Consider the following 13298-nt stretch of genomic DNA (forward strand, 5'->3'; position numbering starts at 1 on the left):
CTGTATACACATGCTGCCGAACGAACAGGATAGAGGGGTGTTAGTAGATCTTCTTCAACAGCTCTATCACTTCATCTAGGGTGACGCCAAATGATTTGTAGTACAATGTATCGCTTTCCAATTGCTTTAGAATCATTTCGTTGCGTATTCGCAGCATCTCATCTGGTGTAAATTCAGCTACAAAACATCCTTTACCTGTTACTGTATTGATTAGCCCGCTTCGTTCAAGTTCTTCCCAAGCCTTCTTTACAGTGATGATGCTAACTCGTAGCTCTAGGGCAGCTTGCCGAATGGGCGGTAAGCAATAGCCGCTTTCTAGCTCGCCTTTCAGAATTTGAGCACTGATTTGTTCGTAAAGCTGCTGATAGATCGGTTTCTCGGATGTATTCGAAATGGATACGTTCATAATAACTCCACTTTCACAAATCGCTTCACCGCAATACGGTAGGAAGCCAGAATGAATGCAATAAATATGACGATGCCTATGATCAGAATGGAAAGTTGCAGCGATGTATTTTCTACTCCAGGGCCATAGAAAATATCGTGCATCCACGGACTCTGAATTCCAACCCACTGGGCAACTCCGGCAAAAAGCATTGCCGCAATAATAGCTGCAGTCGTTGCTGCGCCATACTTATATGCTGTTTTATAATACATGGATAGAAGTACAAAATTGAAAATCGCGAGCATAATAAAGCATAATCCCCAAAATCCCAAATGCGGCGAGAAGAAATAATAAGTCAAATTCGGGTATAAACGAAGCGTAAATATACTGAAGATCATTGCGATCAAAAGATGCATCAGTTCCAGAATGACAATAACGGTTAATCTAGCTTTCACGATGTCTTTTTTGGTCACGGGCATCATCATATTAAACATCAAGTCATTCTGACTTTTAAATCCGCCAAATATGTTCGGTACCGTTATCCAACAAAAATAAAGCGGGACTAGAAAGTAAATCCACCCGGGCACAAGCATTAAGGCACCTGTAAATAAGGGTAATACGAAGAACCACGGATTTACCCCTATTTTCAAATCTTTCATCACTAAATTATACATGCGCATACTCCTTTTTGGCGAAATAAATCATAATTTCCTCAAGGCTCGGCGTGGTTGCCTTTAGGTTGGAAGAAGAATCAAAGTCTTTGGCATGAATCAATCCGGTAAAGCCAAATGAGTTGAGCTTATAAGAAATTAATTGATCCTTCACTTCGTGCAATTGTTTCTCGCTGCCGCTAAGTAAACGATACGACTCCATAAAGTCGTTTTTCTCAGAACTGGCGATAATTTGACCGTGTTCGATGAAGGTTATAAAATCGGCACATTTCTCCAAATCAGATGTAATGTGAGTAGAGAAAAGAATGCTGATCTCCCCCCCAATAACAAGCTCTTGAAAAATATCCAACAGCTCATCTCGTGAAACAGGATCGAGTCCACTAGTCGGTTCATCAAGCACGAGAAGCTTCGCACCATGGGATAAAGCAAGCGCCAAATTGTACTTTACTTTCATTCCTGTCGACAATTCAGCAATTTTCTTGTTTTCATCCAGTTTAAATCTTTTTAGATAATTATAGTAGGTTTCGTCATTCCAATTCCTGTAAAACCTCTTTGTAATATTGGTTAGCGTTTTAATTTTGCTACGCGTATAGAAATCAATATCACCGAATGCACATCCGATAACCTGCTTCAATTCAATTTCGTGTTCGGCAATGTTCTTTCCAAAAATGAAAATTTCACCACTATCGATCTGTATCATGTTCAAGATTGATTTGATCGTGGTCGTTTTTCCCGCACCATTGGCACCGATAAAACCCATAATATAGCCCTTCTCCAATTGAAGCGATACGTCTTTCACCTGAAAATTGGGATACTTTTTATTCAAATTACGAATATCTAAAGCCAGCATACCGTACCTCCCTATTAAATTGTGCATGTTGTGTATACACAATGTATCACGAGGCATTCTGAAAAGTCAATTGGTTATTTTCTTAAATGCAAAAAACTCTTCTTGGGGTTAGTCCTTCATGAAGAGTTTTTCGTTTAAACGTATTTATGTGAAATATTCAATTCTAGATTGAGGGAAGTATTCGTTAATATATCTGCCAAGCGTATCTTTGATATCCTCTTGCTCTTGGTCTGTGTAAACATACTTCCCAATCCCGTATCGTCCCCATTTCCATTTTCTCTTCGTTTCATCAAGCTCCAGCTTGGTCATCGGATAATTTTTTTCAATAACATTTTTAGCTGGCTTCGTAAATCGATGTTGAATTAATTCGAAGGTCAGATCTTTCTTCGCGGACACTGAGAGGGCGGCTTCTAATTTCTCAAACATTTCTTTATAGCCTTCTTTCCATCCTTCGTGCAAATAGATCGGAGCAATAATAAATCCTAAAGGATAACCTGCCTCTCCTACTTTCTTCGCCGCTTCCATCCGCTCCGCTTGTCTCGATGTTCCTGGTTCAAAATTTTTTATAATATAGTCGTCATTCATGCTGAAGCGGAAACGAGTGCGACCATTATGCTTGGCATCAAGTAAATGATCGACATGTTCAAATTTGGTTACAAAACGCAATTGTCCGTGTTCAGATTCACCAAAAAATTCGATAGCCTTCTTAAGAGAGTGTGTTAGGTGATCAATACCTACAATATCCGATGTACAGGATGCTTCAAACCTTGTGATCTCGGGAGCTCGTTCCTTCATATATTGATTGGCGGCATCAAAAATATCGTCCAGATTAACATATGTACGAATATACGGCTTGCTGCCCATCGTCGTCTGCAAATAACAGTAATGACAATGACCCATGCACCCCGTCGCAAACGGGATGGCATACTCTGCGGAAGGCTTTGACGTATCAAACTTTAATGTTTTTCTAACTCCAACGACTAGCGTTGACTTGGCATTTCTATATTTTTGAAAGTCATTATCCCCAGGCAAGTTTCGTATTTGGTTATGTGAGGTTGTTTCTCTAATTTCAATGCCCATATTTTCAAATTTGCTTATTAATTCTTTACCTAGAGGATACTCCAGTGCTCTTGGTTCTACATAAACAAGCTGAGGCACGAATGGCTTAACCATAAAAGCCCTCCACGTCAGCAAATCCAAAAGCTTCTTTATAGGCTTCTTCGGCCTCACTTGCTGTTGGATATACGGCAACGTCATCGGATAACGGATAATACGTTTCGTAAAGAAACAGTGAAAGATTACCCGGTGAATGTGGATCCATTACAACTGCAGCCTCTTGAACATTGGCTACTCCTTGAACATGAGGGTTTCGTATAATTACATATACAATTTGACCCGGTTGAAAAACATCTGACATTGTACCAACCCATCCTTATGTTTTTGGTTAGTATTACATGTAATCATGTAGAATATCCCAGCATATAAGGATAATTTTTTCGTCAATGTCAGGTAATGGTTTACTATAAACACGAAGGCCTCGTCCGAGATGGAGGAGGCCTTCGTGTTTATTATTAAGAATTAATTAGGTTCGCCGCTTGCAGCATTCGACGTATTAGCACTGCTGCTTCAGCGCGAGTCAGATTGGCACTGACATCGAGTTTGTTGCCTCTGCCCTGTATGAGCCCGAGGTCGATCGCCTCTGCAAGATTCAATCTTGCCCAGTTCGCTGCCTCGGCTCCATCGGCAAATGCCGACAATAGGATCTCAACCTCCGCGTCACTTAGCGCTGTCTTTAACTTCGCGATTGCCGCTGCACGATACAGCACAACCACTGCTTCTTGACGGCTTATTTGCGCATTTGGTCGGAACGAGCCGTCATTGTGTCCGCTAATCAGGTGGTAATCGAAAGCCGTTTGCACAGCTTCTGCGTACCAATCGTCAGCAGTGACGTCCAAAAAAGCATCCGCATACTCAACCCCTTGAATACCAAGGGCGCGCATGACGATTGCCGCGAACTCCGCTCTCGTAATCGATTCATCTGGACGGAACTCCGTCGGCAATACGCCATTAAGAATCAAACGGGAGACCATGTCATTCACCTCAGCATTGGCCCAATGTCCTGCTGTGTCGCTCATTTCACTTGGGTTATAGATGATAGAATAAGTGCTGTTGGTTAAGCTATTAATAACCGCATACGTTTTTCCGTCCTGGCGAATGACGACAGTCGGTACATGGTGCAACTCCCCACCGTCGGTCAGAACGACACCTGTCGTAATGTTCGCCAGATCGAGTCCGTCAGGCAGCGCGATCATCCGTGCGACATAGCTGTTAAACTTGTTCGCTTGCAGGGATTGCGAGCCGTAGTAAGCAGAAATTTCAAAATCTACCGGATGAACAACAGCTTCAAATCCGTTCGTTTTTGCCGCTGCTTGCACCTGTGCCGCCTTCTCCTCAGATGCTTCCCTAATTTCAATTTGAATGATAATGTCTTCGAGCTTCTGGTTTGCTCCCAATTGTGCTGAGATTCCGTCAATATCAATCTGCGCCGCTGGCAGCATATAGACAGCTCGATCAGTGACAATCCTGATTTCTGTATCACTTGCTTTCATCGACTTCACGAGACTGCCATTGAGCTGTCCAACGACGACTTGGCTGTCACCGGTAACCGGGATCGTCAGCAATTTATTGTTGTCCCGCTTCAGCTTGTCGATCACTTTCTGGCTGTCCAACAGAATCTTCGTAACCGTATGACCGTTCACCGTATCCCGTTCCGCCGTTGCCAGCTGCTCTTGTTCAACACCGTCCACAATGATCTTCACTCCTGGATTCGCGTTGTCGCTCGAAGTAGAGGGATTATTGATGATAACAGTTGGCACCGTTACTGTCGCTTCCGCTTCCTTGCCTTCGTATGCTGCTTTTATTACTGTCGTTCCGCTCTTGATGGCTCTCACTAAGCCTGTATCATCCACTGTAGCTACCGTTGTGTCGCTAGATGAGAATGTAACCTCAGAGGACAGTACCTGCTCGCTCGTATCATCTGAATACACGGCTGTTACAATCGTTTGATGGGTTGCTCCTATCGTCAAGGAGTAGCTGGTTTGATCCAGGTTCAGTCTTTCTAATGTGACTGGATCTGGTAAAGCAGCTGACACCGTTACTGTCGCTTCCGCTTCCTTGCCTTCGTATGCTGCTTTTATTACTGTCGTTCCGCTCTTGATGGCGGTCACTAGACCTGTCCCATCCACTGTGGCTACCGCCGTGTCGCTGGATGAGAATGTAACCTCAGAGGGCAGCACCTGCTCGCTCGTATCATCTGAATATACGGCTGTTACAATCGTCTGATGGGATTCGCCAATCGCCAAGGAGTAGCTGGTTTGATCCAGGTTCAGTCTTTCTAATGTGACTGGATCTGGTAAAGCAGCTGGCACCGTTACTGTCGCTTCCACTTCCTTGCCCTCGTAAGCTGCTTTTATTACTGTCGTTCCGCTCTTGATGGCGCTCACCAGGCCTGTCCCATCCACTGTGGCTACCGCCGTGTCGCTGGACGAGAATGTAACCTCAGAGGGCAGCACCTGCTCACTCGTAGCATCAGAATATATTGCCGTTACAATCGTTTGATGTGTTTCGCCAATCGCCAAGGAGTAGCTGGTTTGATCCAGCTTCAGACTTTCTAATGTGACTGGATCTGGTAAAGTAGCTGGCACCGTTACTGTCGCTTCCGCTTCCTTGCCTTCGTATGCTGCTTTTATTACTGTCGTTCCGCTCTTGATGGCACTAACCAGACCTGTCCCATCCACTGTAGCTACTGTCGTGTCGCTGGACGAGAATGTAACCTCAGAGGACAGCACCTGCTCGCTCGTATCATCTGAATACACAGCTGTTACAATCGTCTGATGGGATTCGCCAATCGCCAAGGAGTAGCTGGTTTGATCCAGGTTCAAACTTTCTAATGTGACCCGTTCTTGATAATAAGCTGTGTACGTTATAGTGTCCGTCACAACTGTACTTGCAACCTCTTCGTTACTGAGCAGGGTCGCTCCGCCGTCGCTACTCCACCCCACGAACGTGTACCCATCATGAGGCGTTACCATTGGTACGGATACAGGAAAGCTGCCCGAGACGACTGTCTCGCTGCCTGATCCGCTTATCGTTCCATTTGTTCCAGCCTCATAGACAACCGTAAAAGTGGGCACGGGTGGCTGGTCTGACCAGACAGCATACAGCTCAGCATTTTCTGTCATATGAATGCCATCACCCGGCGCGTACGAAGTACCCGTTCCATCTGCCTTCGTGTTCCAACCGACAAAATGATAATCTGTCTTCACCAAATTACCCGTATTTCCTAATACAATGGCAGTTTCGCCCGCTTTGTAGCCAGTCGGGTCAATCGGCACCGTTCCTCCAGGAGAATGACCATTTCCGTAATAAGTCACGGTTGCCATCAAACGGACTACATTAAGGCTGGAAGAGCTCGTTCCATATAAGTAGCCTGAGCTGTCTGAAGCGACATCAAACATACTCGGTGTAGAAGTGACCTGTATTGTTTCCCAACCATCGGCACCTTTGCCATAAGGCAGTTTTAATACTCTCAAGTTTAATGGATGTAGATCTGCTGCGATCACGTTATCGAACCGATCGACATGAAGCCCGAAGGTCACAAACGAAGTCGAACCTGAAGAAGGAGGTGTAACGTTCGTCCACGTGTTCGTACCGACTGACAGCTTGTAAATTTTTGTTCCAGAAGATCCAACTGGTATGTCGGTGACGAAGACGTTACCTTCCCCATCGACTGCAATATCAAGTGGATTCGAAAGCGTCGAAGCGACACCTGGAAGCTCAACCCACGAATGCGAGCCTGCAGTCAGCTTCCAAATATGAACCGTGGAACTCCCTCCGCTTTGTGTTTTGTAAACGCTGTCAACAGCATACACGCTTCCATGTCGATCCACGGCAATTCCGAGTACGGATTGCATTACTTTCCCCTCGGTAATATCATCCCATTTTTGTGTTTTTGCATCCAATTTATAAATTTTTGCGACGTTGGAGGAGTTCGAGCCTCCTAAGTTTGCACCTAAACGAAACGAGCTGTTATCGGAAACATACACATTTCCGCCATCGTCTACGGCAATGCCCAACGGATTATGAAATTCAACTTGGTTAAAAGACAGGTCTTCGCTAGTCGAGCCGTCCTTCGACACTCTCTCTACCTTCCCTGTAGGCCCATTCGAAGATCCAAAGCCAGTTGAACTTTTCGTTACATATACCTGATCTTCCTTGTCCATATCGATAAAAAAGGGAATCGAGAAATCAAGCGATATTGTTCCCGGCACGGTATGATTCGTCCACGTCAGGGGCCCGGTATAGCTTGGGGAGGCATTAATCGGAGGCACGTATGTTGCTGAATCCGCATATACGGACCCGCCGCCGACAAGTGGTGTCAACGAAGCTAGGACCAGTATGGAACTCAATAGTACAGCAAATATTGCCTTTGTTTTATTGCGTATCTTGGTCATCATTCTGTTCTTCTCTCCTTGGCGCTTAGTGGTTGGTTTCAATTAATGATACCAGCGAATGTATGACAGGAAAAGAAAATTCTTCTAGGGCAGGACGAGCTGTATCAAGAGAGATGGCGAAACATGAACTACTTTATCTCCTTAAGAAACAGTCACACATCCTTCTACACAACTAAGAGCTGGTTTTTGCAAAAACAAAAACACCTCCAAGCTGTATTCATATCTCTCGACATGATATACATTTCTTGAAGGTGTTAGAAATTGTCTTACAGATCCAGATCAAGATCGAGTACGATATCCAGCATCCGTACGATGATGGCTACCGACTGCTCACGAGTTGCGTTATCGTTCGGTGCAAATTTACCAGAACCGACGCCGTTCACAATACCTGCTCGGTTAAGCTGCTCAATATTGTCTGCAGCCCAATGACCGCTAATATCGGAGAACGTTGATGATTCGCTAGCTGAACTCATGTTCAACAGACGAGCTAGAATTGCAGACATCTCAGCGCGAGTGATTTCTTGATCGGGATTAAAGGCACCATTGCCTGTACCTTTCACAACACCTGCGCGATGCAAGGCTCTAATAAGATTTTCTGCCCAGTGACCATCTGTGTCGGAGAACGAACCGCCCGCTCCTGTCGTATCAATACCTAGCGTTCGGACGATCATCGCAGCGAATTCAGCTCGCGTTACAGCCTGTTTACCTTTAAACTCACCATCAGGAAAACCTTTAACAATATCAAGCTGCGAAGCCATTTGGATTGCTTTAGCAGCCCAATGTGTCTCTAATACATCGGTGAAATTAATTGGTTGATTTGACAGCAGTGCTTGCTGAACGCTAGCTTTTATTTGCTCTGTGTTCGCGATGGCGCTGTTCAGGACTGGCTTCCCTGGAGTTGGCACTGGTGTCACGACACCGGAATCTGGATCAGGGTCTGGATCCGTTTCAGCGTCAGGACCATCCGGTGTTCCAGGATTAGGTGTCGGTGTATGCGTCTGTCTCGTTGTCACCGTAATCTTCAGTTCCGCAGGGTCACCTGCACTAAACACGAAGGTAAGGACATCACCATTGGATAGTGTCGATAAGTAACTTCTTTTAATGGTGACCATCTGCTTGCCATCAGAAGTTGCAGCAGCAATGCTATAGTCAGTGTCAGCCAGTGCAGTGTCACCATTCTTAATTCCCGTGAGCGTATTACCGTTCAATGTTACCGTTACAGTGATATCAGCTTGGGCATTGGTATAGAATGTTGCTGCCGCTGGCGATAGTGTAGCACTCTCTCCTTCAACTGGCTCTTTGCCTTCTACCGTATAGTAGATGTTTGGCAGTGGAAGCTGCATGCCCTGAACTTTATCACGTATATCTTCACCTAAGTAGAAACCCAAATGTGCTGGCTGGTTATACATAGCATTCTGTGAGTTAGCTGCCAAACGATACTGCGGATCATGCATCAACGTATATATTACATGTTCTGTTGGAATATCCGTCGTATAAATTCTTAACGCGTTATTATCGCTAGTTCGAACAAGAATCTCATCACGCCAATCCCCAAAAATATCAGCGATCAAGCCTGGATTGGCTTTCGTTCCGTTGTTGGAATAGGACCCTGTCAATGTCTGGAGCGTTGTAAGCTCGCTTTGCCCTGTTTCTATATCATAGTTAAATTTCGTGATTGATGGTGCGTCTGTACGATTCAGATTGTCAGGTCCGTCAAAAAACTCACTCAGCAAGTCTCCATCCCAATACAATATAAAGTTTACAGGAGCCTTGTTCGTGACGCCTATACCGCCGACATCGCTTGTAATGACCTTACCACTGACTACGTTGTACATAGGTGTCTCTATAGCCCACACCTCGAAGCCCGGCAGCGGAGTAATATTCGCTGCAACGCCGCGTCCTACGTCACCTACATTCGCTGAATACGTCCATACAGGCGCCCCTGTAGAGCCTCGTACCAACGTTACATTGTTTGGAGGCCCCGATTCGTGAGGTGAAAACACATAAATTTCATCGCTGTCAGGAACCATTGCTGCAACATGCAATGCGTCACCGTGGCCTGCAATTGCTGTACCTCTTGTTCCGTTAGAGCTCCACAATACCGTTCCGTCATGATCTAAAGTAATGGCCCCAAGTACAACCTCGCTATAACCGTCAAAATCTACGTCGGCCACCTTTACGTTATGATTGCCTTGGTTGCTGCCAGCTCTCCAATCTGCTAGCTTAAATGTCCACACTTCTACAATTTCACCATCTATAAACTGATAGGCAGCTACAAAATGTGGTCCGTAGTGACCACGCACCTCAATAACTGTAGGATAAGGCTCTGCTCCATATTCTCCATTTTTCGGCATATAGGCCACCGCTCCGTTGAAGCGGTCGCTGCGGTTATTGTTGTTGTCGCCCCAGTTAGGCGATATGTCATACGGCGCAAAATAATCTACTGTCTTCATCGGCTCGCCTGTTTCACCGTTAAATACCGTAAAGGTTTCCGGACCGGAGGCAACTCTGCCAAGTGCCGTATTGTTCACCTGGTTATCATTGGCCGGGTTTTGCAGACCGCCTACCCATACAGCATCAGGATCGCCTAACACCCAAGCTGGCGTATCTGTCAGGTCATTGATTGTCCCGTCCTCCTTAGGTAGATAAACCCTCGTCCCATCAGCTGTCTTGATTGCAAGCTCTGCTTTGCCATCTTGATCCAGATCATAGAAGTTGAATGCGCTGTGATGCGCACTAGACACGATATTAATACCCAAATTGATTCTCCACAGCAAATCGCCCTCAAGGGTATACAGGTCGAAAATCGTCTCGCCGGTGTGTCTGTTTGCAAGACCCGGATCCTGCGCTTGAGAAGGAGACCATTTCACAAGGATTTCATATTGTCCATCACCATTAACATCCGCTACTGACATGTCATTAGCCGTATAGGTAATAGGGTCAGCATTGGACGAGGCACCGTAAGCAAGTGCAGGGTTGGGACGATCGGCTGGCCGTTGCAATGGAATATCGACATAATTGCTAGCCCATGCCGTTGCAGGCTGGCTTCTTTCTCCTACTGTTTCTATCTCGTAGATATCTCCCGTTTTACCGTCCGCATCCACATAATTTAGTATAGCAACCGGTGACGTGTTGATTTTCTCGCCGTTTCTGTACACGTTAAATGTTAAGCCCTTGTCATATTCCGAAGCAAGTAAACGCCATGTTATCAGTATGCCTTCTCCGTCTTTCTCCGGAACAGCTACTACTCCTCTGTCCAGCCATTCCATTGAATACGGATCAGAACTGATGTTGGCCTTATGACGGTTCTCAATGTACAGTCTAGCTTTTAGAGCCATTCTGTTAACTGCTTGACCAGGATCATCGACAAGCGTACCCACATACGTGAATACCCCCTGTTTGTTCGGATCATAGACAAGCTCCACGGCTTCTTTTGACCAAGGTCCCTCGGCTAGCTCCCAGTTTACATTTACCGACTCCGTATTGCCGCCCGCTACCTTCACTTCAATGGTTGCTGGCAGGTTAAGCTCCTGTTCGCTGGTCACATCGCCGATGTAAACAGTTTTCGTCCAGCTTTGCCACATATTACTGTCAGCAGTTGCAGGAAGCTCCGGTAAAAATTCATATGGCAGCACCTCTGTAATCGTGTCTGCTGAAAGAGGCTTAGTAAAGAAATACATGTTGTCAATGCCGTTATCTGCAACATTAATGTTATTACCACCAGCGCGCTCGCCAGTTAGAACAAACGAGCTTATTTGGCTTCCATTAAAAGGAACCTCAAGCACTGATGGAGTCGCTGAAGCATCGTCTCTCGGAACAAGGGAAGCCGTAGCAATCATCGTTTCAAAGTCAAATTCTACGCCCACCGTATACCATGTATTAACGGTGTTATATGAAAACTCCTGGTAACGATCACTGCTCCAAAAATGAGCCGGGTCTGGGCCTGTTGGTCCTGGTAACCCTCCTGCAAAGGCACCGATTGTTCTCTCGCCGTTAAAGGTTCCTGTTCTTAGACTTAGCAGAACATTAGCCCCGTCCTGAAAGCTTACGTTAAACGTATTTTGTACGGTAGTAACCGCTGGAACCTTCCAGTCAAAGTATGCATATACCTTGCTGCCGAATACAGCTTGCGGCAGATCTCCCTTACCGCCGCGGTTGCCTGAACCTGACGCAGAAAAACTGAAGTAATGATTGACCTTCGGAGCATCTTCCCTGACTAGCGAATGATAGGTACCGCCTGCGAAAATCCATAGTGGATTAGTGTCGTCACCAGAGAAATTACTTCCAAAGGCTTGCGTATAGCCTTCAGCCAATAGATCAGAAAAGTCAGGAGTAGGTTCAGTAATTGGCGGGATATAGTTTACTTTGATCTGTACGCTATTCGTAATCGATTCGTCCATATTGGATACAGCTGTAAGCGTAGCATCACCTTCACCAACAGCTGTAACCGTAACGCTGTTATCGTCGTTTACAACGATAGCAGCTATCTTATCGTCGCTGATCGACCATGTGAACGTTCTATCTGTAGCATTTTCCGGCATGACAACCGCAGTGAATGTTGCTGAGTGCTTATCTGCAAGTGAACCTTCTCCATACTCCAAATTAGCCGAGGCTGGAGATATTGTAATTTCACTTGGGTTTATCGTTGGTTTTTCTAAACCAGAAGAAGCTGCCTTGATTACAATATTATCAACACGCATACCATAGGATTCTTCATCCCACACAATGCCTGTTACCTCGTTAAATCTTGCCCAATTCTGCCCGCTTGCACGACTGGCGCCTATGCTTAAACTGGTCAGCTTGTTGGTGGCTATTGCTATTGGCTGTGGCGTAGTATATGACCGTGAAGCTCCGTCAGTAAGGCTAATTGAAGCCTCCTGCAGTCGAAGATCAACGTTTATCGTTGCCGATAGCTTTGTCAGGCGCGGCACATCGGTTAATGCGCTCGTCGCGCTTCCTGCTGCCGGGGCGTTATTAGAACCCATATTCCCCGTATAATAGGAAATGTTCGCCGGAGAGTTGGTACTATTCGTCCCACCTCCAGCACTACGCAGCGTAATCACTTGATCTGTTCCGTTGTTTAGGCGAACATCTAATGTGTTAGCACTTGGACGGGTAATGTCAACCCACCAGTCAAAACTCACTTCAACCTGATCATTACCGGTAAGGTCATATTCGCCGCTCTCAAGCGGGAGGGTCCACCAATAGCTTGCTCCGCCACTGGATGGAGGTTGAACACGAAGTACTTTAGAATCATAATCGGCTACCGTAATAGATCCAGGACCAGTTTCAACCGGGGCATTGGTTACTGTTCCTACTAATTGTCCATTCTCGAAATCCAATACACTACCCACTTGTGTCATTGATGCAGTATTTTCGTCTCCTTCTGCACCCAAAACCACTGAGGGCATAAGCATAAATGCCATGGAAACTGTGAGTAGTATAGACATGTACTTCTTAAGCCTTCTATTCATTCACTTCACTCCTCGCAATCCATAGAGTTCTAGTCTCACCGCATAGAAGCTCAACCTTCGGCTCCCCTGAATGAAGCGCTTTCAATTATATCGAAGCGCTTTCATTTTCTTCTGTTATCACCTCGCTTACGTAGGGATATTATTAAACCAATATAGATGTCTGACATTGGCAAGAATGCGTCTCCATTATAATCACACGTCAACTCCACCGTAAATCATGACTATTGATTGTACCTATCATTTTTGATCTTTGTATCAAAAATGATAGGTAGGAGCAAAAGTGAAGTTACTGCAAAAGAGTTAGGCACACTCCTATGATATGCTCCCCTTTTCTTGAAGTTTTTCCTTACACCTTACATATATACGGAACACCGCTCTGTCAATAGTGGCATGCTTAAACAAGTT

General features: G+C 45.5%; 7 protein-coding genes. All 7 read right to left on the bottom strand.

The window, feature by feature from the left end:
* Positions 1–40 precede the first annotated feature (40 nt).
* Positions 41–406, bottom strand: coding sequence for a GntR family transcriptional regulator (locus ACFP56_RS16490; RefSeq protein WP_379236526.1), 366 nt, complete (start codon positions 404–406; stop codon positions 41–43).
* Complete coding sequence (locus ACFP56_RS16495) at positions 403–1059, bottom strand: ABC-2 transporter permease (protein WP_379236528.1); 657 nt, start codon at positions 1057–1059, stop codon at positions 403–405. Before ACFP56_RS16495 ends, ACFP56_RS16490 begins: the two co-directional genes overlap by 4 nt.
* Complete coding sequence (locus tag ACFP56_RS16500; RefSeq protein ID WP_379236530.1) at positions 1052–1906, bottom strand: ABC transporter ATP-binding protein; 855 nt, start codon at positions 1904–1906, stop codon at positions 1052–1054. Before ACFP56_RS16500 ends, ACFP56_RS16495 begins: the two co-directional genes overlap by 8 nt.
* 144 nt (positions 1907–2050) lie before the next feature.
* Entirely contained in the window at positions 2051–3079 is a 1029-nt protein-coding gene (gene splB, locus ACFP56_RS16505) for a spore photoproduct lyase (RefSeq protein WP_379236532.1), read from the bottom strand.
* On the bottom strand, positions 3072–3323 hold the full coding sequence (locus tag ACFP56_RS16510) for a transcriptional regulator SplA domain-containing protein (RefSeq protein WP_379236534.1): 252 nt from the start codon (positions 3321–3323) through the stop codon (positions 3072–3074). Before ACFP56_RS16510 ends, splB begins: the two co-directional genes overlap by 8 nt.
* A 154-nt stretch (positions 3324–3477) precedes the next feature.
* A complete protein-coding gene (locus tag ACFP56_RS16515) occupies positions 3478–7422 on the bottom strand; it encodes an Ig-like domain-containing protein (protein WP_379236536.1) in 3945 nt (1314 codons plus the stop codon).
* A 263-nt stretch (positions 7423–7685) separates the two neighbouring features.
* A complete protein-coding gene (locus tag ACFP56_RS16520) occupies positions 7686–12893 on the bottom strand; it encodes a rhamnogalacturonan lyase family protein (RefSeq protein ID WP_379236538.1) in 5208 nt (1735 codons plus the stop codon).
* Positions 12894–13298: the final 405 nt, after the last annotated feature.

Source organism: Paenibacillus septentrionalis (assembly GCF_042659865.1).
GTDB lineage: Bacteria > Bacillota > Bacilli > Paenibacillales > Paenibacillaceae > Pristimantibacillus > Pristimantibacillus septentrionalis.

What these genes read in the sequence shown, in the direction of transcription:
- ACFP56_RS16495 (WP_379236528.1), bottom strand. Translation starts at nt 1,059, where the DNA reads ATGTATAATTTAGTGATGAAAGATTTGAAAATAGGGGTAAATCCGTGG.
- ACFP56_RS16500 (WP_379236530.1), bottom strand. Translation starts at nt 1,906, where the DNA reads ATGCTGGCTTTAGATATTCGTAATTTGAATAAAAAGTATCCCAATTTT.
- ACFP56_RS16490 (WP_379236526.1), bottom strand. Translation starts at nt 406, where the DNA reads ATGAACGTATCCATTTCGAATACATCCGAGAAACCGATCTATCAGCAG.
- ACFP56_RS16510 (WP_379236534.1), bottom strand. Translation starts at nt 3,323, where the DNA reads ATGTCAGATGTTTTTCAACCGGGTCAAATTGTATATGTAATTATACGA.
- splB (WP_379236532.1), bottom strand. Translation starts at nt 3,079, where the DNA reads ATGGTTAAGCCATTCGTGCCTCAGCTTGTTTATGTAGAACCAAGAGCA.
- ACFP56_RS16520 (WP_379236538.1), bottom strand. Translation starts at nt 12,893, where the DNA reads ATGAATAGAAGGCTTAAGAAGTACATGTCTATACTACTCACAGTTTCC.
- ACFP56_RS16515 (WP_379236536.1), bottom strand. Translation starts at nt 7,422, where the DNA reads ATGATGACCAAGATACGCAATAAAACAAAGGCAATATTTGCTGTACTA.